The organism is Cryobacterium serini, assembly GCF_004404025.1.
Taxonomy (GTDB): domain Bacteria; phylum Actinomycetota; class Actinomycetes; order Actinomycetales; family Microbacteriaceae; genus Cryobacterium; species Cryobacterium serini.
This window is the reverse complement of the sequence record NZ_SOHN01000008.1, coordinates 50471-76439: the sequence shown is the minus strand read 5'-3', so window position 1 is coordinate 76439 and position 25969 is coordinate 50471. Positions and strand designations below refer to the sequence as shown.

Annotated in this window: 29 protein-coding genes; 18 read left to right on the top strand and 11 right to left on the bottom strand. The window is 65.3% G+C overall.

Features of this window, described 5'->3' with window-relative positions; all coding sequences use genetic code 11:
• Nucleotides 1–8: 8 nt before the first annotated feature.
• Both E3T51_RS03750 and E3T51_RS03745 read right to left on the bottom strand, forming a co-directional pair.
• Nucleotides 9–1265, bottom strand: coding sequence for an MFS transporter (locus E3T51_RS03750; RefSeq protein ID WP_134527707.1), 1257 nt, complete (start codon nt 1263–1265; stop codon nt 9–11).
• A gap of 29 nt (nt 1266–1294) precedes the next feature.
• The gene (locus E3T51_RS03745) at nt 1295–1744 is read right to left on the bottom strand and encodes an FAD-dependent oxidoreductase (RefSeq protein WP_134527704.1); all 450 of its coding nucleotides are present in this window, start codon (nt 1742–1744) and stop codon (nt 1295–1297) included.
• 278 nt (nt 1745–2022) lie between these two features.
• Between E3T51_RS03745 and E3T51_RS03740 the strand changes: the two genes are divergently transcribed.
• Nucleotides 2023–2790, top strand: a complete 768-nt coding sequence (locus E3T51_RS03740; RefSeq protein ID WP_134527702.1) for an ABC transporter permease — start codon at nt 2023–2025, stop codon at nt 2788–2790.
• 9 nt (nt 2791–2799) lie between these two features.
• Here the strand turns inward: E3T51_RS03740 and E3T51_RS03735 are convergent, their stop codons facing one another.
• Nucleotides 2800–3237, bottom strand: a complete 438-nt coding sequence (locus tag E3T51_RS03735) for an Lrp/AsnC family transcriptional regulator (protein ID WP_134527700.1) — start codon at nt 3235–3237, stop codon at nt 2800–2802.
• 225 nt (nt 3238–3462) lie between these two features.
• On the opposite strand from E3T51_RS03735, the gene ddaH reads away from it, so the two are divergent.
• The 6 genes from ddaH (at nt 3463) to E3T51_RS17405 (ending at nt 7233) form a co-directional block, all read left to right on the top strand.
• The gene (gene ddaH / locus E3T51_RS03730) at nt 3463–4317 is read left to right on the top strand and encodes a dimethylargininase (RefSeq protein ID WP_134527697.1); all 855 of its coding nucleotides are present in this window, start codon (nt 3463–3465) and stop codon (nt 4315–4317) included.
• Nucleotides 4318–4352: 35 nt separating this feature from the next.
• Entirely contained in the window at nt 4353–5618 is a 1266-nt protein-coding gene (gene rocD / locus E3T51_RS03725) for an ornithine--oxo-acid transaminase (RefSeq protein ID WP_134527694.1), read from the top strand.
• Between the two features lie 127 nt (nt 5619–5745).
• Nucleotides 5746–6015, top strand: a complete 270-nt coding sequence (locus E3T51_RS03720; protein ID WP_134527691.1) for a hypothetical protein — start codon at nt 5746–5748, stop codon at nt 6013–6015.
• On the top strand, nt 6012–6431 hold the full coding sequence (locus tag E3T51_RS03715) for a type II toxin-antitoxin system VapC family toxin (protein WP_134527688.1): 420 nt from the start codon (nt 6012–6014) through the stop codon (nt 6429–6431). The genes E3T51_RS03720 and E3T51_RS03715 overlap by 4 nt, the downstream gene beginning before the upstream one ends.
• A 45-nt stretch (nt 6432–6476) precedes the next feature.
• Nucleotides 6477–6749 (top strand): acetylxylan esterase, encoded by a 273-nt coding sequence (locus E3T51_RS17410; protein ID WP_338145142.1) that lies wholly within the window; start codon nt 6477–6479, stop codon nt 6747–6749.
• A 4-nt stretch (nt 6750–6753) separates the two neighbouring features.
• Nucleotides 6754–7233 carry an acetylxylan esterase gene (locus E3T51_RS17405; protein ID WP_338145141.1) on the top strand — a complete coding sequence of 160 codons (480 nt, stop codon included), beginning with the start codon at nt 6754–6756 and terminating at the stop codon, nt 7231–7233.
• 39 nt (nt 7234–7272) lie between these two features.
• Here the strand turns inward: E3T51_RS17405 and E3T51_RS03705 are convergent, their stop codons facing one another.
• Nucleotides 7273–8649, bottom strand: a complete 1377-nt coding sequence (locus E3T51_RS03705) for an alpha-hydroxy acid oxidase (RefSeq protein ID WP_134527685.1) — start codon at nt 8647–8649, stop codon at nt 7273–7275.
• A gap of 12 nt (nt 8650–8661) precedes the next feature.
• Nucleotides 8662–9378, bottom strand: a complete 717-nt coding sequence (locus E3T51_RS03700) for a FadR/GntR family transcriptional regulator (protein ID WP_134527682.1) — start codon at nt 9376–9378, stop codon at nt 8662–8664.
• Between the two features lie 93 nt (nt 9379–9471).
• Between E3T51_RS03700 and E3T51_RS03695 the strand changes: the two genes are divergently transcribed.
• Together E3T51_RS03695 and E3T51_RS03690 are read left to right on the top strand one after the other, a co-directional pair.
• Nucleotides 9472–10215: a dienelactone hydrolase family protein gene (locus E3T51_RS03695; RefSeq protein WP_134527679.1), complete on the top strand. Its 744-nt coding sequence runs from the start codon at nt 9472–9474 to the stop codon at nt 10213–10215.
• Between the two features lie 113 nt (nt 10216–10328).
• The gene (locus E3T51_RS03690; RefSeq protein WP_241989154.1) at nt 10329–11597 is read left to right on the top strand and encodes an ABC transporter substrate-binding protein; all 1269 of its coding nucleotides are present in this window, start codon (nt 10329–10331) and stop codon (nt 11595–11597) included.
• A gap of 15 nt (nt 11598–11612) precedes the next feature.
• Here the strand turns inward: E3T51_RS03690 and E3T51_RS03685 are convergent, their stop codons facing one another.
• Entirely contained in the window at nt 11613–12533 is a 921-nt protein-coding gene (locus E3T51_RS03685) for a 2-hydroxyacid dehydrogenase (protein WP_134527673.1), read from the bottom strand.
• 73 nt (nt 12534–12606) lie between these two features.
• Between E3T51_RS03685 and E3T51_RS03680 the strand changes: the two genes are divergently transcribed.
• Nucleotides 12607–14073: a peptide MFS transporter gene (locus E3T51_RS03680; RefSeq protein ID WP_104191457.1), complete on the top strand. Its 1467-nt coding sequence runs from the start codon at nt 12607–12609 to the stop codon at nt 14071–14073.
• A gap of 74 nt (nt 14074–14147) precedes the next feature.
• Here E3T51_RS03680 and E3T51_RS03675 read toward each other — a convergent pair whose 3' ends face one another.
• Together E3T51_RS03675 and E3T51_RS03670 are read right to left on the bottom strand one after the other, a co-directional pair.
• Entirely contained in the window at nt 14148–15488 is a 1341-nt protein-coding gene (locus E3T51_RS03675; RefSeq protein ID WP_166806374.1) for an MFS transporter, read from the bottom strand.
• Nucleotides 15485–15985 (bottom strand): MarR family winged helix-turn-helix transcriptional regulator, encoded by a 501-nt coding sequence (locus E3T51_RS03670; protein WP_134527667.1) that lies wholly within the window; start codon nt 15983–15985, stop codon nt 15485–15487. The genes E3T51_RS03675 and E3T51_RS03670 overlap by 4 nt, the downstream gene beginning before the upstream one ends.
• An 81-nt stretch (nt 15986–16066) precedes the next feature.
• On the opposite strand from E3T51_RS03670, the gene E3T51_RS03665 reads away from it, so the two are divergent.
• Both E3T51_RS03665 and E3T51_RS03660 read left to right on the top strand, forming a co-directional pair.
• Nucleotides 16067–16915, top strand: a complete 849-nt coding sequence (locus E3T51_RS03665) for an alpha/beta fold hydrolase (RefSeq protein ID WP_134527664.1) — start codon at nt 16067–16069, stop codon at nt 16913–16915.
• Between the two features lie 4 nt (nt 16916–16919).
• On the top strand, nt 16920–17972 hold the full coding sequence (locus E3T51_RS03660; RefSeq protein ID WP_134527661.1) for a lipoate-protein ligase LplAB: 1053 nt from the start codon (nt 16920–16922) through the stop codon (nt 17970–17972).
• A gap of 41 nt (nt 17973–18013) precedes the next feature.
• On the opposite strand, the gene E3T51_RS03655 is transcribed toward E3T51_RS03660, so the two are convergent.
• Complete coding sequence (locus E3T51_RS03655; RefSeq protein WP_134527658.1) at nt 18014–18352, bottom strand: GNAT family N-acetyltransferase; 339 nt, start codon at nt 18350–18352, stop codon at nt 18014–18016.
• Between the two features lie 49 nt (nt 18353–18401).
• Here E3T51_RS03655 and E3T51_RS03650 point away from each other — a divergent pair, with 49 nt between their 5' ends.
• Both E3T51_RS03650 and E3T51_RS03645 read left to right on the top strand, forming a co-directional pair.
• Nucleotides 18402–19277 (top strand): DNA-methyltransferase, encoded by an 876-nt coding sequence (locus tag E3T51_RS03650; protein WP_134527655.1) that lies wholly within the window; start codon nt 18402–18404, stop codon nt 19275–19277.
• Nucleotides 19278–19287: 10 nt separating this feature from the next.
• A complete protein-coding gene (locus tag E3T51_RS03645; RefSeq protein WP_134527652.1) occupies nt 19288–20211 on the top strand; it encodes an LLM class F420-dependent oxidoreductase in 924 nt (307 codons plus the stop codon).
• A 166-nt stretch (nt 20212–20377) separates the two neighbouring features.
• Here the strand turns inward: E3T51_RS03645 and E3T51_RS03640 are convergent, their stop codons facing one another.
• Nucleotides 20378–21793: a GH1 family beta-glucosidase gene (locus tag E3T51_RS03640; RefSeq protein WP_134527649.1), complete on the bottom strand. Its 1416-nt coding sequence runs from the start codon at nt 21791–21793 to the stop codon at nt 20378–20380.
• 186 nt (nt 21794–21979) lie between these two features.
• Between E3T51_RS03640 and E3T51_RS16675 the strand changes: the two genes are divergently transcribed.
• Nucleotides 21980–22117, top strand: a complete 138-nt coding sequence (locus E3T51_RS16675; protein ID WP_166806373.1) for a hypothetical protein — start codon at nt 21980–21982, stop codon at nt 22115–22117.
• 45 nt (nt 22118–22162) lie between these two features.
• Nucleotides 22163–22858: an amidase domain-containing protein gene (locus tag E3T51_RS03635; RefSeq protein WP_166806372.1), complete on the top strand. Its 696-nt coding sequence runs from the start codon at nt 22163–22165 to the stop codon at nt 22856–22858.
• On the opposite strand, the gene pgm is transcribed toward E3T51_RS03635, so the two are convergent.
• Nucleotides 22855–24471 (bottom strand): phosphoglucomutase (alpha-D-glucose-1,6-bisphosphate-dependent), encoded by a 1617-nt coding sequence (pgm, locus tag E3T51_RS03630; RefSeq protein ID WP_134527643.1) that lies wholly within the window; start codon nt 24469–24471, stop codon nt 22855–22857. The two genes, E3T51_RS03635 and pgm, sit on opposite strands and share 4 nt — an antisense overlap.
• A gap of 35 nt (nt 24472–24506) precedes the next feature.
• On the opposite strand from pgm, the gene pheA reads away from it, so the two are divergent.
• Both pheA and E3T51_RS03620 read left to right on the top strand, forming a co-directional pair.
• Complete coding sequence (gene pheA, locus E3T51_RS03625; protein WP_134527640.1) at nt 24507–25475, top strand: prephenate dehydratase; 969 nt, start codon at nt 24507–24509, stop codon at nt 25473–25475.
• Nucleotides 25472–25963 (top strand): hypothetical protein, encoded by a 492-nt coding sequence (locus E3T51_RS03620; protein WP_134527637.1) that lies wholly within the window; start codon nt 25472–25474, stop codon nt 25961–25963. Before pheA ends, E3T51_RS03620 begins: the two co-directional genes overlap by 4 nt.
• The last annotated feature ends 6 nt before the right edge of the window (nt 25964–25969 follow it).

Genomic DNA, 25969 nt, shown 5'->3' with positions numbered 1-25969 from the left:
GGATTCATTCAGTGGATGATTGCGCGTTTCCCACCGCTGGCACCGGGAGTGAGAACGGACGCGGCCCGGACCCGAACGGACTGGAAATGGGTCAAAAGCATCATCCAGACGACCAGTCCGATGTTCGCCACGGCGGCCAGCGCGAGAGTCATGGAGGTCGCGCTGGCACCGATGGTATTGATGAGGAGTGTTCCAAGGGGTGGCGCTGCAGCCTGAGCGAGGAGCGCGGGCAATGCAATCCTTCCCATCAAGGATGCGTAGCCTTCTGCGCCGAAAACAGCAAGCGGGACGGTGCCGTGGGCGACCGAAGCCAGCCCAATGCCTGCTCCGTAGAGAATCATAATGAGCGCGTAAAGAGGTAGGCCGGCGCTAAGAATACCGAGGCCAAGTCCGACGAGCAGAACGGACGCCGCCATTGTCCACAACGGATGGTAACCCTTGGCGAACAAGAGTTCGACGAGACGAATGCCCACCTGCGAGGGCCCGACCAGGGTGGCGAGGGCGAGTGCCGCGGCCATGCCGAATCCGGCCGCGCCAAGGAGCGTGAACAGGTGTACCGACATCGTTGTGGTGATCAGTCCGCTCAGGGTCACAATCGAGGTCAGGAGCACGACGCACGTGCCGCTTGGTCGTCGCGACCGCACGTCTACGGGTCTCACGGCAACGCCGATGGTCTTTCGTACAGGCTCGTTGAGACGTCGTTGGGGCAATACCCAGAGGTAGAGCGGGATTGTGACGAGGAGCTGGAGGGCGGCATAGACGCCGCAGGTTCCTCGCCAGCCGATTTCAGAGACGAGGTACAGCGAGAGTGGCCAACAGATGGTGCTGGCGAGGCCACCGAAGAGAGTCAAGGCGGTAATCGGTGTTCGCGCGGATTCCCCATAGAGCAGTCCCAGGGCCGCAAAGGCGCTGCTGTAAAGTCCCGTCCCCATGCCGAGTCCGATTACAATCCAGGCGGCCAGGTAGACCCACAGGGCCGGAGACACCGCCATGAGCACGAGCCCAGCGGAAAGGAGGGCCGCACTGAGAACCAACAGGCGACGACCGTGCCCCTGACCTATTCGTGATCCAACCCGAGGCGCGACTAACGCTGAGGTCACCAGCCCGATCGAGAGGCCAGCGACGACGAGGGTGGCTGGCCAACCCGTGTCCGCGGTGACCGGTTCGGCGAGGATGGCGAGGAGGTAGTAGGAGGAACCCCAGGCGAGGATTTGCCCCAGCCCGAGGCCAGCGACAACGAGAGTCCGAGGCTTATTTCCTGACACGGCCTGACCTCGCGTATGCAGGATTGCCTTTATCGGAGCAGGAATGGTGTGGTGGCGCGTCCGGTGGAGCGTGTGCTGTCCATGCCTTGACGAACGACGTCGGTGACAGAGCTGCCATAGCGGATGCGCGGAGAGAGTTCCGGGGTCGCCGCCAACGGTAAGAGGTACTCTGCGACGAGCTCGCTGCCGAACGGAAGCTTGTGTGCGTCGGGCGCATGCCAGCCGACCGTATCCAGCAGGCGGCCGCCAGCCGCGTCGACCAGGTATTCCCATGGAGAGAAGAGCCGGGTATGACCCCAGGCCTTGACCGCTGTTCCGACCGTCGGGCCTGCTTCGACGACGACAACATCGACGTCACGTTCAAGCAGATGGGCGGCAGCGGCCAGGCCGATGGGTCCCGCTCCGATAACGGCAACGGGGAGGTCATCGAGTACTTCTGATGACGGAACGATGAGCGCCGGCAGTTCTGCAATAGTCATGATCTGAGTTCTCTCGTTAGTGCACGTTGACGCCGTCGAAGGCTGGCCCAATCTCCGCCACGACTTCAACCATCTCTGTTGGATTGATGCCTATCGACGTTCAGTCTGCTCAATGCATCGATACATGTCAATCTAAGGGGAGTTTGTTCAGATTGCGTTCACGCAGTCACTGCCGTTCGAACGCGCCACGGAAGAGTTTGGACTGGCCCTGCGCTACTCCGTGGGCGCCTGATCGCTGCGGGGAGGATGCTGATCGCGTGGCCGCGTAGGCTCGAACCATGACTTTTCCGGCCGATCTCCCCGCAGAATTGGCCGGGCTGCTGCCGACCCTGGTCGGGGTCCTGCTGCTGCTCGCGGTGGTCGTGATGGTTCTGCGCGCCTATCGCACGCAGCATCCGTTCGCCCCGGCTCTGGCTCTGCTGCGCGGAACTCTGCAACTGGCCGCGATCAGCCTTATTCTCAGCGGCATCATCAACGATCCGCTCTGGGTCGGCGTCGGACTGCTCGTTATGTTCGCGGCGGCTGTCGGTACCGTCACGCGCCGCATTGGCTTCAGCCGCGCCCATCTGGTGCGCGTCGCCGCGGCGATGGCGCTCGGCGTGGCCGTCACGCTCGCCATCGTGTTCACGACCGGGGCGATTGAGTTCTCGCCGCGCTACGTGCTCGCGATCGGCGGGATCATCATTGGCAATGCCATGTCGATCGCGACGCTCAGTGGACGCCGCTTCGACGAGGCGGTCGCCGATCACTGGGACGAGGTCGAGGGCTGGCTCGCGCTCGGGGCCACACCGCGGCAGTCCACGCGGGAACTCGCCCGCCAGGCGGTCTACTTCGCCATCATTCCGTCCACTGACCAGACCAAGACCACAGGGCTGGTGACGCTGCCGGGTGCGTTTGTGGGTGCGATCTTCGGGGGAGCCTCGCCGCTCGAGGCTGGCCGGTTTCAGATCGTCGTGCTTGCCGGCATCCTGTGTGCGGGTTCGATCGCCGCGGTCACCCTGCTGCACCTGGTCTCTCCGGTTCGCCAGAAGCCGGTACCCCGGTAAAAAAGCGCGCTATCCGATTGAGCGGTGGATCAAGCGAGAGAGCACGATCGCGCTGCGTGTGTGGTCGACGTTGGGGGCCAGGCGCACCTTTTCGAGCGCCGCCTCCAAGCCAGGAATGTCCCGCGCGCGAATGTGCACCATGGCGTCGGCGCTGCCGGTGACGGTTCCGGCATCGACGACCTCTGGCACGCCAGAGAGTATGCGCAGCAATTCGTCGGGGGCCACCGTACCCCGGCAGAACAGCTCGACGTAGGCTTCGGTGCTCATGCCGTCAACGGCCGGGTCGACCTGAATGGTGAAGCTGCGAATGACCTTGTCGGCCACCAGCCGATCGACGCGACGTTTAACCGCGGATGCCGACAGCCCGACTACTGAACCGATGTCGCCATAGCCGGCGCGCGCATTCTGTCGCAGCAGATCGAGAATGCTGTGGTCGAGGTTGTCCATGGGCCGAGTCTAGGGGGATATTCTACGTAAAATTGCGTTCAGACCGTGGATCTCGAAGATTTCTTGCGCAGATCAGCGTGAAACATTGAATCATGCTGTGTGAGACTGAGAGCGGCGTCCTGGACCGATCAAGAGTTGGTCGTTCCGGGCTCTCGTGAGCGACCTGGTCCGCCATTCACCCCGAGCTCCGCCGGCCGAAGGCCCGCGGATCCCCAAAGGAGCCTCATGTCGATCGACTCAGCCACCCCCGTTCGCGCCGAAGAACCGGCCATCTCTGCGCGCACCGCCACCAAGCGAACCGTGCTCATGTGCAAGCCACAGTTTTTCACCGTGGTCTACCGCATCAACCCGTGGATGGACCCGGCCCTGCCCACCGACACCTCGCTCGCCGTCCAGCAGTGGCAGACCCTCTACGACACCTACGTCGGCCTTGGTTTTGACGTCCACCTGATCGATCCGATCGACGGCCTGCCCGACATGGTCTACGCGGCCAACGGCGGCTTCGTGATCGACAACCAGGCTTACGGCGCTAAATTCACCCACGTCGAGCGCCAGCCCGAGGGCCCCGCCTACATGGACTGGTTCGGCGCCAACGGTTTCAACGTGCGAGTACCGATCGAGACCAACGAGGGCGAGGGCGACTTTCTGCTGGTCGGCGACGTCATCCTGGCCGGCACCGGCTTTCGCAGCGACTCGAACAGTCACGCCGAACTCTCGATTATCGCCGGCCGCCCGGTCATCACCCTGCGCCTGATCAACCCGAGTTTCTACCACCTCGACACCGCCATCGCCGTGCTCGACGACACCAACATCGCCTACCTGCCGAGCGCCTTCGACGCGCCGAGCCTGGCCATTCTGCAAGAACGCTACCCCGACGCGGTCATCGTCACCGAAGAGGACGCCGCCATTCTCGGCCTTAACTCTTACTCCGACGGTTACAACGTCGTCATCGCCGCCCGCGCCAAGGACTTCGAACGCCAGCTGCGCGCACGCGGCTACAACCCGATCGGCGTCGACCTGTCCGAACTACTGCTCGGCGGCGGCGGCGTCAAGTGCTGCACGCTCGAACTGCGCCGATGACCGCGCCCATCAACACGAACCTGAAGGAGTACGACATGACCACGAACGTGACCGACGCGCAGGCCGTAGCCGGCGCATCCATTTCGCCGGCCGCCGCTGCCCTGATCGCGCAGGAGAGCGTGCACGCCGCGCACAATTACCACCCGCTTGAGGTTGTCGTCGCGTCCGGTGACGGGGCCTGGGTGACGGATGTCGCCGGTCACCGCTACCTGGATTGCCTCGCCGCGTACTCGGCCGTGAACTTCGGGCACTCTAACCCGGTGCTGCTCGACGCTGCCCGCGCGCAGCTCGGCCGCATAACCCTGACCAGCCGTGCCTTCTATAACGACCAGCTCGGCCCATTCGTGACCGCGCTCGCCAAGCTCGCCGGCAAAGACATGGTGCTGCCGATGAACACCGGCGCGGAAGCGGTGGAATCGGGCATCAAGGTGGCCCGCGCCTGGGGTTACCGGGTCAAGGGCGTTGCCCCCGACCTGGCCAACATCATCGTGGCCGCCGGCAACTTTCACGGCCGCACCACCACCATCATCAGCTTCTCCGATGACCAATCTGCCCGGGCCGACTTCGGCCCGTTCACGCCCGGCTTTCGCACCGTGCCCTACGGCGATGCTGCAGCGCTCGAAGCCGCAATCGACGAGAACACCGTTGCTGTGCTGCTCGAGCCCATCCAGGGCGAGGCCGGGATCGTCGTGCCGCCGGTAGCCTATCTGCCAGCTGTGCGCGAGATCACCACGCGGCTGGGCGTCTTGTTCATCGCCGACGAGATCCAGTCGGGCCTCGGCCGTACCGGCTCGACCTTCGCCTGCGACCTCGTGGGCGTCGTACCCGACCTCTACCTGCTCGGCAAGGCGCTCGGCGGCGGCATTGTTCCCGTTTCGGCCGTGGTCGGCAACACCGACATTCTCGGAGTGCTGCGCCCGGGCGAGCACGGCTCGACCTTCGGCGGCAATCCGCTCGCCGCGGCCGTCGGCATGGCCGTTGTGAACCTGTTGGCCACCGGCGAATACCAGCAGCGTGCGACCGAGCTCGGCGCGCGCCTGCACGCCGGGCTCAGCGCGCTGATCGGTCACGGAGTGCTCGAGGTGCGCGGCGTGGGCCTCTGGGCCGGCATCGACATCGACCCGTTGCTCGCCTCTGGCCGCGCGGTCTGCGAGGCACTCCTGGCCCGCGGCGTGCTCGCCAAGGACACGCACGGCTCGACAATTCGCCTCGCGCCGCCGATCGTGGTGTCGGCGGAAGACGTGGACTGGGCCGTCGAGCAGCTGCGCCTCGTGCTCGCCGACCTGGCCGCCGCGAAGTAGGCTTTCGCCTCGCGCGTGACCGCGCCCCGTTTCGGGTGCGCGCCTGTGCTGGCCGCTCGTATCTGATCCATGCCGACCGCCCCCGCTGCATCTGTACCACATTTAGGTACGGTGGTACACTTTTCGCATGCCAACGGCACGCCGTCGATACCAGGTCACCGAGACCGACGGTGTGCAGCGCGCCCTCGATGAGGCCGTGAAACAGTGGCCCGCAGAAACTAGGTCGCGCCTCATCGTCCGAGTCATCCAGGCAGGCGGTGATGCGCTCGCCGAGCAGGAACGCTCTCGGGCAGGTCTCGAATCCCGCCGCCGCGCGGCCGCGCGGGTCGGCGGCAGCTATCCGCAGGCCTTCGGCGCGGGATACCTCGCCGACCTGCGCGACGACTGGCCGGAATGATCGTTCTCGATGCCAGCGTCGTGATTGCCTTCCTCGACCCCAACGACGCGCATCACGACGCCGCACAAGCAGTGATCGTCGACGAACTCGGTAAATCCGCCGAATCGGTGAGTGTCTTCGGGCTGCATCCCCTCACCATTGCCGAGATTCTTGTTGGCGGTGTGCGGAATGGCCGCGCCCACCAGATGCTCGCTGATCTTCGATCCGTTGGAATTGTGCCGATCCCCTCGCCGTCTGACGAGCCCCTGTTGCTCGCCGAACTTCGCACAACGACCGGCCTGAAAATGCCAGACTGCTGCGTGCTGGTCGTAGCGCTGGCGCAGTCGGCGCCCCTGGCGACCTTTGATTTTCGGCTCGCCCGCGCCGCGCGGGCGCTTGGCCTGCGTGTACTGCCCGAAGCACCTGGACGTCTGTGACGCCTGGCCGGGGCTTGAAGGCCTGGCACCCCTAGGCTGGCGGGTATGTACACCGACCTGCCCGAAGCCGAACTCCGTGCCTACCGCAGCGGTCAACTCGACCCCGCTGACTTCGACGCGTTCTGGGCCGAGACGCTGGCCGAAGCCGACCAGCATCCGCTCAATGTCACCGTCACGCCGGTCAACGCCGGTCTGCGCACGCTCGACGTGTTCGACGTGACGTTCGCGGGGTTCGCCGGGCAGTCGATCAAGGCGTGGTTGCGCGTTCCCGCCGCTGCAACTGGCCCGCTTCCGGCCATCGTGCAGTTTCACGGTTGACGCCGTGCGCGCTGTCGCGGCGGCCCGCAGCCTGGCGCTTGTCGACGACGCCCGGGTGGGCGTGACCGGCACCAGCCAGGGTGGTGGCATCGCGCTCGCCGTGGCCGCACTCGTACCCGACCTGGCCGCCGTGGTCGCGCGGGTTCCCTTTCTGTGTGACTTTCCGCGGGCATCCGTCATCACCGACGCGCTGCCGTACCGCGAGCTCGGCCAGTATCTCGCGACCAACCGGCTGAAGGTGGCGCGGGTGCACGACGTGCTCTCCTACTTCGACGGCGTCAACTTCGCCAAGCGCGCCACCGCGCCGGTGACCATGACGGCCGCGCTGATGGACCCGATCTGCCCGCCGTCGACCGTGTTCGCCGCCTACAACAACTATGCCGGGCCGAAGGAGATCACGGTCTGGCCGTATAACGGGCACGAGGGGGGCGCCTGGGAGGACGACGCTCTCGCGCTGCGTGCGTTCGGCGAGCACCTCGCCTGAGGCGAGAGCTGATACCCGTCAGCTGACGCCCTCTCTCTCCTACGCTGCTGGCGCCGCCTTCTTCGGCGCACGTTTCACCGGCGAGCCCGAGACGGCATCGGCGGCACTGACCGTCTGCTTGGGAGCTGCCGTACGGCGCACCGGAGCCTTCTGCGCCGGTGCAACTTCGGCGGCCGCGACTATCGGCGCGCCGATCGGCATGAGCCGGGATAGCTGGGTCACGTGCCCGGGGTTCAGCTCCTCGAGCGAGTTCACGCCGAGCAGCCGCATGGTGCGGGCCACCTGCTCCGACAGAATCGCAATCGTACGATCCACCCCGGCCTCGCCGCCGGCCATGAGGCCGTAGAGGTAGGCGCGGCCGATCATTGTGAAGCGGGCACCGAGGGCGATCGAGGCGACGATATCGGCCCCCGACATGATGCCCGTGTCGAGGTGCACCTCGGTGTGGGCGCCGACCTCGCGGGCAACCTGCGGCAGCAGATGGAACGGGATCGGTGCGCGGTCGAGCTGGCGACCACCATGGTTCGACAGGGTGATACCGTCAACGCCGAGGTCGACGAGGCGCTTGGCATCCTCAAGGTTTTGCACGCCCTTGACGACCACCTTGCCTGGCCACTGCGCCTTGATCCAGGCGAGATCCTCAAAGTCGACGGTGGGGTCGAACATCGTGTCGAGCAGATCGGCCACGGTGCCGCTCCAGCGATCGAGGCTCGCGAACGAGAGCGGCTCGGTGGTCAAAAAGTTGATCCACCACTCCGGGCGCGGAAACGCGTTGACGACGGTACCAAGGGTGAGGGCTGGCGGAATCGAAAAGCCGTTTCGCTTGTCGCGCAGGCGCGCGCCGGCGACGGGCACGTCAACGGTCACCAGAAGCGTGTCGTAACCGGCCCTGGCGGCGCGGTCGACGAGCGCCATTGAGCGGTCGCGGTCCTTCCACATGTACAACTGAAACCAGTTGCGGCCGTTCGGGTTAGCCGCCTTGACGTCTTCGATCGAGGTCGTGCCCATGGTTGACAGGGCGAAGGGAATCCCGGCACGGGCTGCGGCGTGTGCCCCGGCAATCTCGCCCTCGGTCTGCATCATTCGGGTGAAGCCGGTCGGCGCGATGCCGAAGGGCTGCAAAACCTGGGCGCCGAGCACGTCCCAGCCGGTCGACACATTCGACACGTCGCGCAGAATGGACGGGTGAAACTCGATGTCTTCGAAGGCCTGACGAGCCCGGCCCAGCGAGATCTCGGCTTCGGCTGCGCCCTCGGTGTAGTCGAAAGCGGCCTTCGGCGTGCGTTTCTTGGCAATGGCGCGCAGGTCGGCGATCGTGAGTGCGGCAGCCAGGCGACGCTTCTTCGCGTTGAGCTCCGGACTCTTGAATTTCATCAGCGGGGCAAGGTCTTTGATCTTGGGGATGCGTCGTTGCATGGTCGTCCTTATCTAGTGTGCGGTGAGGTGAGTCTCGGCGTAGTACCCCGAAATGTGTGCCTGCACGGCGAGGCGGGCGGCATCCGCTTGACCGGCCAGAATGGCACGGAGAATGCCGCGATGCTCGAGCATGAGACGAGCGGATGTTTGCGGCCAGCTTGCCAGACCCACCGCGCCCGCCCGGGCGTACCCCTCGATGGCGCTGCGAAGGCCGGCCATGGTCGCCGTGATGACCTGATTGCCGCTCGCTTCGGCGAGCGAGAGGTGAAACTGGGCGTCGAGGGCGAGGAATTCGGCTTCGGTGAGGGCTTGGTTTTCCATGGCGGTCAGGATTTGGTCGGAGCTGGTCAGATCGGCAGAGCTTGCACGGCACGTCTCGGCCAGCTCGGCGACGATGGCACCTTCCAGCACGAGACGGGTCTTCACCACGTCGGCTACCGGAAACCCCTGGGCTGCGACCTGCAGGCGCATGAGCGCCGACATGCCGCCGCCGGGGCGAGCAACGATGATCGCGCCGGCCGAGGGCCCGGAGCCGACGGCGGTGCGAATAAGGCCCAGGACCTCGAGCACCCGCAGCGCTTCGCGCACGCTCGATCGACCGACACCCAGGTCGGCCGCGAGGGTGCGCTCGGGCGGCAGGTGGTCGCCCGGGCTGAGGCGCCCCTCGAGCAGATCGAGTTCGACGGCGTCGAGCACGACCTGCCAGGCACGAGGGCTAATCGCGGTCATGGGGTCCTCTCGTCGACGGGATGTGGTCTGACCACAGGCTACACGACTTTGCGGGGTTGACGGGATACAGTTTCAGCCAACCCGGGAGAGACCATGACCGCTGCGCCCCAGCTCATCGACCTGAAACTGCCCGACGGGCCGGGTGGCAGCGCCGGCCTGAAAGCCGTGCTCGCGATTCCCTCCGGTGACGGTCCGTGGCCCGGTGTCGTGCTCGTCCACGAGGCATCCGGCCTCACCGACGTCATGCGCCGCCAGACCATCCGCGTGGCGGAGGCCGGCTATCTGGCCCTCATGCCCGACCTATTCACCGAGGGCGGTCCGCGCAAATGTCTCGTGGCTACCTTTCGGGCACTGTTGGCCGGCGCCGGCCGGGCCTTCGTCGATATCGAATCGGCCCGCACGTTCCTGTCCGAGCGCAACGACTGCACCGGACGCATTGGCGTGCTCGGCTTATGCATGGGCGGTGGTTTTGCGCTCGCCACGGCCACGCGCGGCTTCGACGCAGCCTCGGTCAACTACGGTCGACTGCCAAAAGAACTCGACGACCACCTGCTCGGTGCCTGCCCGATCGTCGGCAGCTTCGGCGGCGCCGACCGTTCGCTCATCGGCGCAGCGGCCAGGCTCGATTCCTCTCTCGACCGGCTGAAGATCGCGCATGACGTCAAGGAATACCCAGGTGCTGGGCACGCCTTCCTCAACGATGTCGAGACCGGGCCGCGGGTACTGCGCCCGGTCCTGGCACGCTTCCTCGGCGCTGGCCCCGACCCGGTGGCTGCCGCCGACGCCTGGAAGCGCATCGAGGAGTTCTTCGGCGAGCACCTCGGGGCGTCACAGTAACGTTGGGGGCGGGGTGCGACTGATAGCCTCCAACAAGAACAGGGGACACCATCGCCAGACGCTCAACTATCATTGCCATTGTCACCGTCGGATCCGTTGTCGCTATCGGCGGCGTGGCCACCGCGCTGGCGCTGACTCCGCAAACCGGCTCCGACACGACGCTGAGCGTACGGGTCTGGGACGAACAGGTTGCGAAATCCTACGAAAAGTCGTTCACGGCGTTCGAGAAAGCCAATCCGGGCATTGACGTTGCCGTCAACGTTGTGCCGTGGGCAGACTATTTCACCAAACTACGCGTCGACGTGGCCGGCGAGACCGCCGACGACGTGTTCTGGGTGAACGCCGGCAACTTCGCCGACTATGCCGTCAATGGCAGCCTGATGAATATAACGGATGCCCTCGGCTCCGACGCGCAGGCCAACTGGCAACCCAGCGTCATCGACCAGTACACCCTTGATGGTGCGCTCTGGGGGGTGCCCCAGCTGGCTGATCCGGGGATCGGACTGTATTACAACGAGGAACTCCTCACGAAAGCCGGTATCGACCCGGGCAGCGTCGGCGACCTGCACTGGGAGCCGGCCACCGGCAAAGACACCCTGCTGCCCGTGCTGCAAAAGCTCACGGTCGACGTCAACGGCAACACCGCCGACAGCGCAGCGTTCGACCCCTCGCAAATCGTGCAGTACGGCTACAACGCCGCCAACGACCTCAACGCCATTTACCTCAACTACCTCGGTTCGAATGGTGCGGCCCTGCAAGACGGCGACGAGTTCGTCTTCGACACGGTCGCGGGGCAGGAGGCGTTCCAGTACGTGATCGACCTGATGAACAAATACCACGTAGCCCCGTCGGCCGCCGACACCAACCTCAACGGCGACTTCGCGCTTGGCCAGTTTCTGCAGGGCAAGATGGCCCTGTTTCAGAGCGGCGTCTACAACCTCAGCAACGTGAGCGATGGCGCTGGCTTCGAGTGGGGTGTCGCGGCGATTCCGTCGGGTCCGGCCGGCGCGATCAGCGTCACCAACGGCGTCATTGCCGCCGGTAACGCCGACTCGAAGCATCCGGAACAGACCCGCAAACTGCTCGAGTGGCTCGGCAGCACCGAGGGCAGCGCGGCTATCGGCGCCGACGGATCAGCGTCGCCGGCCGTGATCGGGGCACAGGCCAGCTACGTCGAGTCGTGGCAGAAGCAGGGCATCGACGTGACCGCGTTCATCGACGTACTTGCTAACGGCACCGTGCAGGCGCCGCGGGGCGCTCGGTGGGCCGAGGCCTCCGCCGCGTTCGAGTCGACCTTCGCCGAAATGTTCCTGGGTCGTATTCCGGTCGACCAGGCCCTGCGTACCGCGCAAGCCACCGCGAATGCGGCCATCGACGGCTGAAAGTTGGCGCAGCGGCTACGTCGTTAGGACGACGTTGAGCGGGGTCTCGCCGCGGAGCATTCGTTCTATCTGCTCGCGCACGAGCAGGGCCATGCGTGGCAGCATGGCGCTCGAGGCGCCGCCGACGTGTGGTGAGATGAGCACATTGGGCAGCGTGAAGAGCGGATGGGCGGCCGGCAGTGGCTCCGGCTCGGTCACGTCGAGCGCAAGCCGGAGGCGGCCGCTCGTCGCGTGCGCGAGCAGGGCATTTGTATCGGCGACCGGGCCGCGGGCAATGTTCACGAGCAGGCTGCCGTCACGCATCTGGGCGAGGAACGCGTCGTCGACCAGGCGGGTCGTCTCTATGGTCAGTGGAACGCCGACAACGACGATGTCAGCCTGTGGCAGCAGCTCGGAGAGGGAATCGAAGCCGTAGATCGCGCCGCGCTCATCGCTGCGCGCAGTGCGCGCAACGCGGATGACCGTGGTCTCGAAGGCGAGCAGCCGGCTCTCGATGGCCTGACCGACACCGCCGTAGCCGAGCAGCAGCACCGTGCGGTCGGCGAGGCTCGGGTGGTGGGCTGGCGCCCATTCGCCCCGATCGGCAGCGCGCACGAAATCAGGGATGCCGCGCTGGGAGGCCAGGATGAGGGCGAGGGTGAGCTCGGCGGTCGAGGTCTCGTGCACGCTCGCAGCATTGGCGAAGACGTGCCCGGCGGGTAGAACCTGATCGACGCCGTCGTAGCCAATGGACTGGCTCTGCACCAATCGGGTCTCGACGCCGGCGAGGTGCGCGAGTCGGTCGGTCTTGCCCATATACGGCGTGACGACAATGTCGAACCGCGGCCGGGGAGCCGGGCCGTCGAGCGCCCATTCGACGACTTCGACGCCGGCGGGCAGTTCACCAACCGCCTCGAGCAGAAGGGAATCGGGCAGGCTGACCAGCAATGAGCTCATTCCCCGAGCCTACTTCGCCCGGTGCGAAGTCCAGCTCCCGGGTGCTAGCCCGTGTGGTTGTTACCATTGTTTAATGAGTAAAGTCGTCGACCCCGCTGCCGTCCACGAGGACCGAGCCTTCTTTGGGCAGCCGCGGACACTTGCCAACATCTTCGGCGTCGAGATGTGGGAGCGCTTCTCGTTCTACGGCATGCAGGGCATTCTGCTGTTGTACCTGTACTTCTCGGCCGCGGACGGCGGCCTCGGAATTCCCCAGACCACGGCGGCCGGCATCGTCGGCGCGTACGGCGGCGGCGTCTACCTGTCGACAATCCTCGGAGCCTGGGTCGCCGATCGTCTGCTCGGCTCCGAGCGGGTGCTGTTCTACAGCGCCATCGTCATCATGATCGGCCACATCGCGCTGGCGGTTGTACCGGGGATCGGCGGTCTCGCAGCCGGCCTCATCCTGGTCGCCGTCGGCAGCGGTGGGCTCAAGGCCAACGCGACGTCCGTCGTCGGTTCGCTCTACGCCCCGGACGACCCCCGGCGCGACGCCGGTTTCTCGTTGTTCTATCTCGGCATCAACCTCGGCGCGTTTGCCGGGCCGATCCTCACCGGTCTGCTGCAGACCAGGGTTGGATTTCACTACGGCTTCGGACTTGCCGCTGTAGGCATGGCGATCGGTCTGACCCAATACTCGTTCGGCCGCAAGCGGCTGCCGGATGCTGTCCGATTGGTGCCGGATCCCCTCCCGCGGTCTCGCTGGCGTGGCTATCTCCTCGTGGCAATCCTGACGGTCGTCGTTATCGTCGTACTCGTGCTGACCGGTGTGATTACCGCAAGCAACCTGGTCACGATCGTGATTGCGTTGACCGTCATCGCTACGGTCGCTTATTTCGTGGTGATTCTCACGAACCGGCAGATCACCCCGGTAGAACGCAAACGCGTCTATGCCTTCATTCCACTCTTCGTGGCCAGCGCCGCGTTCTGGTCGCTGTACCAACAGCAATTCACGGTCGTCACGATCTATTCCGACGAGCGGCTTGACCGCGCTTTGTTCGGGTGGGAGATGCCGATTTCCTGGGTGCAGTCGATCAACCCCGTCTTCATCATCGTGCTCTCCGGCATCTTTGCCGCGATGTGGACTAAGTGGGGCTCGCGGCAGCCGTCTACGCCGATGAAGTTCGCGGTCGGAACCGCGGTCATGGGCGCCGCCTTCCTGTTGTTCCTACCGTTTGCCGGCGGCGCGGCGAATTCGACGCCGCTGCTGGCGATGATCGGCATCCTGCTGGTCTTCACGGTCGCGGAACTGCTGCTCTCCCCGGTCGGGCTCTCCGTCGCCACCAAGCTCGCACCCGCGGTGTTCAAGACCCAAATGGTTGCGCTGTTCTTTCTCTCCGTCGCCCTCGGCTCTGCCGTGTCCGGGGTACTCGCCACTTGGTATGCGACGGCGCCCGAGCGACTCTATTTCGGCGTTCTCGGCGGCATCGCGATCCTGCTCGGACTCATGCTCGCCCTGATCGCCCGCCCGGTGCTGCGCCTGATGGGCGGGGTGCGCTAACTGCCAGCCCGCTCAGTCGACAACTTTGCGCGGTACTGCGAGGCCGCAACCACAAGAAGTTGTCCACTCAGCGCCTAGCGCGGGGCGGTGGCCTCAACGATCGCGATCTCCCGGGTGGCGGTCTCGCGGTCCAGGTCACGTTCCACCTCGCGCCCGTCGCCGGCATGCAGCACACGCACTCTGGGCGCCGAGAACGGATGCAGCTGCACCCGCAACCGGCGATAGCGCACCATCCAGAACAAGACGGCCGCCGCCGCCAACAGGCCGGACATCGCGGCGAGGCCGAGCGCCCAACGCGGGCCGAAAGTATCCGCTACCCAGCCGACGAGGGGCGCGCCGAGGGGAGTGCCGCCGACGAAGATGGCCATGTAGAGCGCCATGACACGGCCGCGCATCTCTGGCCGCGTCGTGGTCTGAACATACGCGTTTGCGGTCGTCATCAGGGTGAGCGAGGACAGGCCGACCAGCGTGAGAGATATGGCGAAAGTGGCATATGTTGGCATGATCGCGGAGAGCGCGCACGCAAGGCCGAACAGAGCAGCGCCAAGCACGATGAGGCGCAGTCGGGCGCGGCTCCGCCGGGCAGCGAGAAGGGCGCCGATGACGGCACCGATGGCCATGATCGAACTGAGGAGACCGAATTCCGCAGCCCCCCGGCCGAACTCGATCGTGGCCATGGTCGACGTGAAGATGGCGAAGTTAAGGCCGAACGTGCCGATCAGAAAGACCGCGATCATGACGACAACGATGTCGGAACGACCGCGCACATAGCGGAAGCCAGCCAGGAGCTGCCCACGCTCGCGGGAGATCGTTGGTTGGCGGCGCAGCTGGTGCGTGCGCAACAGCGTCATGGCGAAGACGGTCGCTGCGAAGGTAACCGCGTTGATCATGAACACCCAGCCAGCACCGACGGCGACCGTGAGCAGTCCGGCGGCGGCGGGACCGATCAAACGTGCACCGTGGAAGGAAGCGGAGTTGAGTGCGACAGCGTTGGACAGCTGGTCTTCGGCGACAAGTTCGGAGACGAAAGCTTGGCGGGCCGGCGCATCGATCGCGGCGACGACGCCGAGGCCGAAGGCGAAGAGGTAGACGTGCCAGAGCTCGGCCACCCCCAGCACGGTCAGAATGCCAAGGCCGAGGGCCAGTAACCCCATCAGGGCCTGAGTGAGGATGAGCAGCTTGCGCCGATTGAACCGGTCGGCGATCAGCCCGGACCAGGGCATGAGCAGAAGCTGCGGCCCGAGCTGCAGAGCCATGGTGATGCCGACCGCCGTGGCGTCGTAGTTGGTGAGCTCGGTCAGCACGATCCAGTCCTGGGCGGTGCGCTGCATCCAGGTACCGATATTCGACACCAAAGCTCCAGCGAACCAGATGCGGTAATTGACGACGCTCAGCGAGCGGAACATTGCACTCAACTGTCGGCGAGGCCCTTCATTATCAGGGTTGCGTCGGCGAGAACGCGGTGCTGTTCGGGGGTGAGCTGGGCGACGCGGTGCACCAGCCAGGCATCTCGACGCTTGCGAGTTTCGGTCATCATCTCGCGCGCGGCATCCGTTGTGGTGAGCACGATCTTGCGGCCATCGACCGCGGAGTCGGTGCGGGTCACGAGGCCGGCGTCGACGAGGCATTTGACCGTGCGGGTCATTGATGGCGGGGTCACCCGTTCGAATTCGCTGAGCTCAGTGAGCGTCAGCGGACCGTGCACGTAAAGCACGCCGAGCGCGGAAAACTGGCCGCTGCCCAACTCGTTCTCGGCTTTCTCCTGCCGCAATCGCCGAGCCAGGCGCCCATTGGCCAGCCGAAATTCGTGGCTGATCTCGGAGGTGTTACTCGCCGCCTGGTCAGAACTCACCGGCGGCTGTGCCTTGACGACGCCAAGGGCTGCGGTCTTCGGGGGTATTCGCGATTCCATATATCGTTAGCATAGCAAATTAGCCTCGCTAAGTACATTATTTTTTTGAGCGTGCGGCCTGCAACGGAGCAGACTAGCCTCGTGCCCACATACACGGATGCCTCTGGCCTGGTTATTACCTACTACGTCTGGCCGGTCCCTGCCCCCCGAGCCGTGATTCAGCTCGCCCACGGTGTCGGCGAACACGCGCAGCGCTACGCGGCGCTCGCCGCCGACCTCAATCGGGCCGGTTATACGGTCTACGCCGATGACCACCTCGGCCACGGCCAGACCGGACTCGCCCAGCACGGCGGCGATCATACCAAGCTGGGTCGGCTCGGCGCCGGGGGGCTGCGCGCGGCAGTAGCCGGCGTCTACCAGCTGAGTGGAATCATCCGCTCAGAGCAACCGACCCTGCCACTCGTGCTGCTCGGACACAGCTGGGGATCGTTCATGGTGCAGATGATCGTAAACGCGCACGCGGCCGAGTACGACGCCATCGTGCTCTCCGGAACCGCCTACCGGTGGCCCGGCTATCTCGATGGCGGGGACCTGAACCGCAAGCACAAGACGCTCGGCACGACCGGGGTCGAGTGGCTCAGCCGTGACCCGGCCGTCGCCGCGACCTTCGTGGCCGACCCGCTCACCACGGCGACGCCGCTCGCGAAGCTGTTCGGCATTCGCGAGGCCGCCCGCCTGTTCGGCCGACCGGCGCGCGACCTGCCCGGTGACCTGCCGATGCTCGTGCTCGTCGGTGGTGACGACACCGTCGGCGGGGAACGCAGTGCGCTCAAACTGGTGAACGCCTACGTTCAGCGTTCCGGGCTGCGGGACGTGCGCCTGATCGTCTACCCGGGCGGTCGGCACGAAGTTTTCAACGAAATCAACCGCGACGACGTCATTGGCGACCTCGTGGACTGGCTCAACGACCGCTTTACCGCCGTAGGCTGACTGTATGCATGGTGAATATAAGGTTCCGGGCGGCAAACTGGTCGTCGTCGATCTCGATGTCGTCGATGATGTCATAACCAACTTTCGACTGGCCGGGGACTTCTTTCTCGAGCCCGACGATGCCCTTGAAGACATCGACTCCGCGGTGACCGGCCTCCCCGCCGGCAGTGCGGCGGCCACAATCGCCGCTACGGTGCGCGGCGCGCTCCCGAGCGGTGCTGTTCTGCTTGGCTTCTCGCCGGAGGCCGTGGCCGTGGCGATTCGCCGTTCGCTTGCGCAGGCGAGCACCTGGCGGGATTACGACTGGCAGATCATCCACTCAAAGAAGCCCGTCGCGCCCGTGCTGCAGATGGCCCTCGACGAGGTACTCGCGACCGAGGTCGGGGAGGGACGTCGACAGCCCACACTCCGTATCTGGGAGTGGAACGAACCGGCCGTCGTGATCGGCAGTTTTCAGTCGCTCAAGAACGAGGTCGACCCCGAGAATGCCGCCAAGTATGGCTTCACCGTGGTGCGGCGCATCAGCGGCGGCGGCGCCATGTTCATGGAAGCCGGCTCGGTCATCACGTATTCCATCTACGCGCCGACCGACCTCGTGCAGGGCATGAGCTTCGCCGACTCCTACGCTTTTCTCGACGAGTGGGTCATCACCGCTCTTAAATCCCTCGGTATTGACGCGCACTACGTGCCGCTCAACGACATCACGAGCCCCGCGGGCAAGATCGGCGGGGCTGCTCAGAAGCGTCTCGGAAGCGGCGCCGTGCTCCACCACGTCACCATGAGCTACGACATGGACGGCGAAAAAATGGTGCAGGTGCTGCGCATCGGCCGCGAAAAGCTCAGCGATAAAGGGATCACGAGCGCCGCCAAGCGCGTCGACCCGCTGCGCAGTCAGACCGGCCTCACCCGCGCGGCGATCATCGACCGTATGAAAGAGACCTTCACCGCCCTGTATGGCGCCAGCGAGGGTGACGTCACCGCCGAGGAATACGCCAAGGCCACCGAGCTTGTCGCGAACAAATTCAGCACAGAAGCCTGGCTGACCCGGGTGCCTTAAACCGCGAAAAGCGGATGCTGGCGGCGAGCATGCGCTATTCGCTAGCGCCCGCGTGTCAACAGGTCTTGGTATTCGGCGTGGGTGTCGATCCAGTGCGCCACGTAGGAGCACTCCGGCGCGACGGCGAGCTCGGTGCGAAGGCGCACGTCGTCGAGCGCCTGCTCGACCAGAATGCTGGCGAGCCCGTGCGTGCGTTGTGCCGGATCGACCTCGGTGTGGGTGAAATGCACGGCCGTCGACGTGGTGGTGTAATCGGTCAGTCCCACGGCCTCGCCGTCGAGCCACACCGTGTAGCGGCTCTGTTCAGGTTCGTGGCGTACTTCCACAGCCCCGGCATCGGCCAGATTCTGCGAGTGGATGGTCGTCGATTCAGCAGTCATCCCGACAGACTAAGCCGATGAGCGGTGCGCAGGCTGAAAGAATAGACACATGCCAAACGCGTGGACACCAACCAGCCCGAGCCGTGTCATCCACGCCAACAATCTCGACGTGCTGCCGGGCCTGCCCGATGGCGCCTTCACCCTGATCTACCTCGACCCGCCGTTCAACACCGGCCGGTCGCAGAAACGGCAGAGCACCACCTCCGTGCGGTCGGTCTCCGCGGACGGCGCGCACGCGGCCGGCACGATCACAGGATTCAAGGGCCAGCGTTACGAGCGCATCAAGGGTGACCTGCTCGGTTACGACGATCAGTTCGAGGATTATTGGGCTTTTCTGGAGCCGCGCCTGATCGAGGCCTGGCGCCTGCTCGCCGACGACGGCACGCTCTACCTGCACCTCGATTACCGCGAAGCGCACTATGCCAAGGTGTTGCTTGACGCCCTGTTCGGCCGGGAGTGCTTTCTCAACGAACTCATCTGGGCCTACGACTACGGTGCGAAATCCAAGAACAAGTGGCCCACCAAGCACGACACGATTCTGGTCTACGTGAAGAATCCGGCCCGGTATTACTTCGATTCCACGACCGTCGACCGCGAGCCGTACATGGCGCCGGGCCTCGTCACGCCCGAAAAAGTGGCCAAGGGAAAACTGCCGACGGATGTCTGGTGGCACACGATCGTCTCGCCCACCGGCAAGGAGAAAACCGGCTACCCCACGCAGAAACCGATTGGGATTCTGCGTCGCATCATCCAGGCGTCCAGCCGCGAGGGTGACTGGGTGCTCGACTTCTTCGCCGGCAGTGGTACGACCGGCGCGGTCGCGGCCGCGCTCGACCGACGCTTCGTGCTCATCGACCAGAACCGGGAGGCCCTCGATGTGATGCGCGTCCGATTCGCGCCGGTGCCGGGCGTCGACTTTTTATAGAGGAGAACTCATGAAATTCCGCATTTTCACCGAGCCCCAGCAGGGTGCGACCTACGACGACATCCTGGCCGTCGCCCAGGCCACCGAGCGGCTCGGCTTCGACGCCTTCTTCCGCAGTGACCACTACCAGGCCATGGGTGATGGTGACGGCCTGCCCGGCCCGACGGATGCCTGGACCACCCTGGCCGGGCTGGCGCGCGAGACGAAGCGCATCCGCTTGGGTACCCTCGTCTCGTCGGTGACCTACCGACCGCCGGGCATTCTCGCTATCCAGGTGGCGCAGGTCGACCAGATGTCGGGCGGCCGGGTGGAACTCGGCCTCGGTACCGGCTGGTTCGAGCAGGAGCACCTCGCCTACGGCATTCCGTTTCCGGCCAAGCGATTCGGCATGCTCGAGGAGCAGCTCGAGGTACTCACGGGGCTCTGGAACACGCCGGTCGGGCAACGCTACGACTTTGCCGGCGAGCACTACGCCTTGGTCGATTCCCCGGCGCTGCCGAAGCCGGTGCAGGCGCGGGTGCCGGTGATCGTTGGTGGCGGCGGCGCCAAGCGCACCCCTAAACTTGCCGCCCGGTTCGCGACCGAGTTCAATCTGCCCTTCCCCGACTTCGCCGACATCGCGGCAAAGTTCGACGGCGTGCGGGCGGCTTGCGAAGCCATCGGCCGTAACCCGGCCGAGCTGACCTATTCGGCCGCTTTGATCGCCGTCGGTGGCCACGACGAGGCCGCGTTCACACGCCGGGCTGCCGCGGTCGGCCGCGAGCCGGGCGAGCTTCGCGAACATGGCTTGGCCGGCACCGCCTCCGAGATCGCCGACCGGCTCGGCACCCTTGCCGACTCCGGTGTCGAGTGCGTTTACCTGCAGATCATGGATCTCTATGACCTTGACCACCTCTCCTGGCTCGCCGCCGAGGTGGTTCCGCAGCTGCGTTAGCCCGCTGGCGACCGTCGAACGCTCGCGGCACTCGTTCGGGATGCTGGCACCCCTACCTACGAGTGCAGTGATCCCTGACGAGTGCCGCGAGAAACGGATGCTGCCGTCGCTGACGCCGGGAGGAACGGATGCTGCCCGCTGGCAGCATCCGCTCGCCTGAGGCCACTCACCCCGCGCGTGCCGCCCGTAAATGCTCGGCAAACATGCGTCCACTGTCTTTCACCGTGCGCTCGAGGGTGTCGTAGTCAACCCGTATGATTCCGAAGCGCTTCTCGTAGCCATAGGACCACTCGAAGTTGTCGAGCAGCGACCAGACGAAGTACCCGCGCACGTCGGCGCCGGCCGCGATGGCCTCACCCGCCTTGTTGATGTGCGCCACGATGTACTCCGTGCGTTCGGCGTCGTGCACGGCGCCATCGGCGCTCACCACGTCGTCGTAGGCGGCGCCGTTCTCGGTGACGTAGAGCGGCGGGAGGCGGTCGTACTCCGTGCCGAGCCGCACGAGCAGGAGGCGCAGTCCGTCGGGGTTGACTTCCCAGTCCATGGCGGTGCGCGGCAGTCCTCGGCTGGGGAAAGTGATGTATTCGGATCCGATCCACGGCGACCCGACCGAACGCGCAGCGCCGCCGGCGTGAGAGTCGCCAGCAGAGGCATCCGCATGCCCGCTCACGAGGTCGTCGTGGTAGTGGTTGACACCGAGAAAATCGAGCGGGGCGGCGATGATCTCCAGGTCGTCCGAGTGGATGACCTCGGCGAGTCCGAACGGCTCCAGGTCGCGCAGGGTGTCCTCGGGGTAGGCACCACGCAGCAGCGGGTCGAGAAAGATGCGATTCGCGAGCGAATCGAGCCGTCGGGCCGCCTCCACGTCGGCCGGGTCGGTGGCATCGCGCGGCACAGCATTGGTGAGGTTGAGCGTGATCCCGAGGTTCTGGGCGCCCGCTGAGCGCAGCGCATTGACCGCGAGTCCGTGCGCGAGGTGCTGGTGGTGCACAGCAGCGATCGCCGCCCGGCCGTCCTGGTGGCCCGGGGCGTGCACGCCCGATCCATAGCCGAGCAGCGATGAGCAGAACGGTTCGTTGAAGGTTGTCCAGTGGGTGACCCGATCTCCGAGGGCGGCGTAGACATCCGTTGCGTAGTCAACGAAACGGTAGGCAGTGTCGCGGTTGGCCCAGCCACCCCTCTCCTCCAGCGCCTGCGGCAGGTCCCAGTGATACAGGGTGAGCCAGGGCAGAATACCGGCGCCGAGCAGTTCGTCGACCAGTCGGGAATAGAAGTCGAGCCCCTCCTGGTTCACGGCGCGGTCGCCCGGGCGCACCCGCGCCCAGCTGGTGGAAAAACGGTAGGAGTCGAGGCCGAGGGAGGCCATGAGCGCCACGTCGGCGGGCATCCGGTGGTAATGATCCACGGCGGTCTCAAGGTCGTCACCGCCTGCGATGGTGCCCGGAACCCGCGCGAACGCGTCCCAGATTGAGTCTTCTTTGCCGCCGGCGTGGCCGGCACCCTCGATCTGCGCGGCGGCCGTAGCCGACCCCCAAAGAAATCCGTGCGGCCAGGTGAACGGTGTGGGTTCGGTCTGCGACATGCCGTCACGCTATCCTGCCGTGCAGCATTGAATCAACGTTTTGACCGTGAAACCCGCGTGCCTCAGTGCGAACATCCGGTCGACAATGGCCTGCAATCGCGTGGAACTGAAGTTTGTGCAAGAAATCTCCGCAATTGTGCACGCGGCATCCAGAACTCTGATATTTGTCGCGGCTAAGCTCGAATCATGCTGCAGAACAACGAACCCACGGAGGCCGACCAGCGCCGTCTCCGCCGCCGGTTTTTGATCGGCGTCATCATCGTCGGAGTGGTCGTCGCCCTCGCGGCGATCGGGCTCTACCTCAGTGCCGCCTTCAATGCTTAGGCAGTCCACCGTTTACAGAAAAATCGAAGTGAGTACACAGTGCAGTTGACCCGGTGGCAGCTACTCGGCCTCACGTCGGCCGTCGGGGCCGTGCTCGCAGTCGGCGCGACCGCGCTCGTCGTGCAGGCCCTCGAGGGTTCCGCCGACCCTGCTACGACTGTGCAGCCAACGGATGCCGCCGCAACGGATCAACCGGCTCGCCCCACCCCCACCGAGTCTGCCGCTGCGGCGCCGGTCGCGGCAGCACCGGTGGTGAGCGCCGCCGTCACGGCCCAGGTGGACTACCTCCTTGCGCACTGGAGCGTCGAAAACTACAACTTGGCAGAGTGGGGAGTGCTCGGCGAGAATGACTGCGTCAACTTCGCCAGCCAGGCCATGATCGCCCGCGGCTGGACCATGGACGCTGTCTGGTCCAGTGCGAAGAACGGCAACGCGTACGACTCGACAGCGGCCTGGCGCAGCTCCACCGCCTTCATGAAGTACATTGCGCAGACCGGCAAAGCCACCGCGTTGACCGATCAGCAGCGTGACCAGGTCAAGGTCGGTGACATCGCGCAATTCGATTGGGACAACACCGGCGATCGCGACCACACCGGCATTGTCACCAAGGTCGAAAAGGTCGGCGACACCGTTTCGATCTTCTTCGCCGGGCACACCTTGGATTCCGACTATCGCTCGGTCGACACGGCAATCACTGTGGATCACCCGGGGGGAACGGCCTACTACTGGAGTGTGCCCTAGGCGATCGCGGCGTCGACGATGGCTTTGGCCTCCAGTTGGACCTGAGCCAGGTGCTCATCTCCGAGAAAAGACTCGGCGTAAATCTTGTAGACGTCTTCGGTGCCGCTCGGCCGGGCCGCGAACCAGGCATTCTCGGTCGTCACCTTGACGCCACCGATGGCAGCGCCGTTGCCGGGAGCGACGCTGAACGCGCCGGTGATCTTCTCGCCGGCCAGTTCGGTAGCCGTGATCATCGAGCCGTCGAGTTTTGCCAAAGCGGCCTTCTGCGCGGGCGTGGCTGCGGCATCCACTCGGGCATAGGAAGGAGCGCCGAAATGCTCGGCGAGCTCGGCATAACGCTGCGAGGGGGTCTTGCCGGTCACCGCGAGAATCTCGGAGGCGAGCAGGGCCAGCAGAATGCCGTCCTTATCGGTGGTCCAGACGGTGCCGTCGAAACGCACGAAGCTCGCTCCGGCGCTCTCTTCGCCGCCGAAAGCCACCGAACCGTCGATGAGGCCCGGCACGAACCACTTGAAGCCAACCGGCACCTCCCACAGGTCGCGGCCGAGAAAGCCGGTCACCCGGTCGATCATCGTCGATGAGACGAGGGTCTTACCGACCGCGGCGTCGGGCTTCCAGCCTTCGCGGTGGCTGTAAAGGTAGTCGATGGCGACGGCCAGAAAGTGGTTCGGGTTCATCAGGCCACCGTCGGGTGTGACGATGCCGTGCCGGTCGGCGTCGGCGTCGTTGCCGGTGAGAATGTCGTACTCATCTTTGTGCGCGACAACGGATGCCATGACAGACGCACTCGAGGGATCCATCCGGATCTTCTCGTCCCAGTCCAGGGTCATGAAACGCCAGGTTGGGTCGACCTTGGGGTTGACCACGACGAGGTCGATTTCGTAGCGGTCGCGGATGGCGCCCCAGTAGCCCACGCTCGCGCCGCCGAGCGGGTCGGCCCCGATGCGGATTCCGCTGGTGCGGATGGCCTGCATATCGATGATGTTCTCGAGGTCGTTCACGTAGTTGCCACGAAAGTCGTAGGTTTCCAGGGCGCTGGGTTCGCTCATCAACACGCCGTCCAGGCCATTGGCGATGAGCTCGTTGGCTCGGTTGGCGATCCACGAGGTGGCATCGCTGTCGGCCGGACCGCCGTGCGGCGGGTTGTACTTGAAGCCGCCGTCCATCGGTGGGTTGTGGCTCGGGGTGACCACGATGCCGTCGGCCAGGTCGCCGTGCTCGGCGCGGTTGTAGGCCAAAATCGCGTGCGACAGGGACGGGGTGGGCACGTAGTCGTCGAATTCGTCAACGAGCGCGCGCACGCCGTTGGCGACGAGCACTTCGAGGGCGGTCGTATAGGCCGGGCCGCTCAGGGCGTGCGGGTCAGTGCCGATGAAGAGCGGGCCAGTGATGCCCTGACCGGCGCGATATTCCACGATGGCTTGCGTCGTGGCGCTGATGTGATTCTCGTTGAACGCGGTGTTCAGTGAACTGCCGCGATGTCCGGAGGTGCCGAAGACTACCCGCTGGGCCGGCACCGTGACATCCGGTTTCAGGTCGTAATAGGCCTTGACCAGCCCATCAACGTCGATCAGGTCAGATTCCAGGGCTCGAGTGCCCGCACGTTCGCTCATGAGCACAGTCTGGCATCCCCAGTAGGCTGTCAGCCATGCCCGACTCGCCGAATCCGCCCCAGACCAAAGCGCCGACACAGACTTACAGCTATCTCGGCCCGGCCGGCACCTTTACCGAAGCTGCTCTCGCTCAGGTGCCAGGCGCTCGCGGCCAGATCTGGCGTCCGGTCAACAATGTGGGCGAGGCCTTCGCCGATGTCGCGAGCGGCCGCAGCCTGGCAGCAATGATCGCCATCGAGAATTCGGTCGACGGCGGTGTGACGGCCACGCAGGATGCCCTCGCGAGCGTGCCGAATTTGCGCATCATCGGCGAATACCTCGTACCGGTGAACTTCGTGCTGGTCGCCCGCCCCGGCACGACCCTGGGCGACGTGCGCGTCATCAACGCGCATCCGGTGGCCTATGGGCAGTGCCGCAACTGGCTTGAGCGCGCCCTGCCGAGCCACGGTCACATCCCAGCGTCGAGCAACGTCGCCGCCGCCTCTGCCCTTTTAGACAATGATCAAGCGGATGCCGCGATCGCCCCGCCTGGCATTGACAAGCACCACGACCTCGTGGTTCTGGCGTCGGAGATCGGTGACAACCCGAACGCGGTGACCCGGTTCGTGCTGGTGGGTCGCACCGCGGAAGTCACCGCTCCGACCGGAGCAGACAAGACCAGCCTCATCATCGAGCTGCCGAGTGACCGCTCCGGCGCCCTGCTCGACATGCTCGAACAGTTCGCCACCCGCGGCGTGAACCTCAGCCTCATCCAGTCTCGGCCGATCGGGGATTCCCTCGGCCGCTACCGCTTCGTCGTCGACGCCGACGGTCATATTCTTGATGAGCGCGTGGCTGACGCCCTGCTCGGACTTCGTCGCTTCAGCCCGAAGGTGATCTTTCTCGGATCCTATCCGCGCGCAGACCAGCGCAAGATCGAGTTCACCTCCCGCTATGACGACGGCATCTTCATCGAGGCTCGCGACTGGTTGCGCGGCCTGATCGCGGGGGAGCCCACCAAATGACCGCGCCGCGCTTTGACCCCGAGCACGATGCCCGCTATCAGCGCGGCTACGAGCCCGGTGACTCGGCGGATGCCGATAGCGCGTCGATGACCGAGCTGTTCGCGCCCACCTCTTCCACCCAGCCAGAAGCATCCGTCGGTACAGACGGACGCAACTCGGGCGCGATCCCTGTGCCTGCAGACGGTGCAGCCGACGACGACGAGCCCCTCGACCATTTCGAGCCGCATAATCCGTTCATCATTGCCCTGTGGATTATGGGGCCAGCCCTCATTATCGGTGGGATTGTCCTGCAGGCGCGCACGATCACTTCCACCTATTTCAGCTCGGGCTTCGCGGGATCCTCGAGTGCGGAGATGCCGATGGAGATGGTGATGCAGCAGTTGATCTACACTGTCGCGCCCGCCATGATCTCCACCGGTTTGGTCACCATCGTGGGCCTGCTGTTCTTCCACGCCCTGCGGTGGCGTTCCCGATCGTCGCGCCGATAGCCGCTC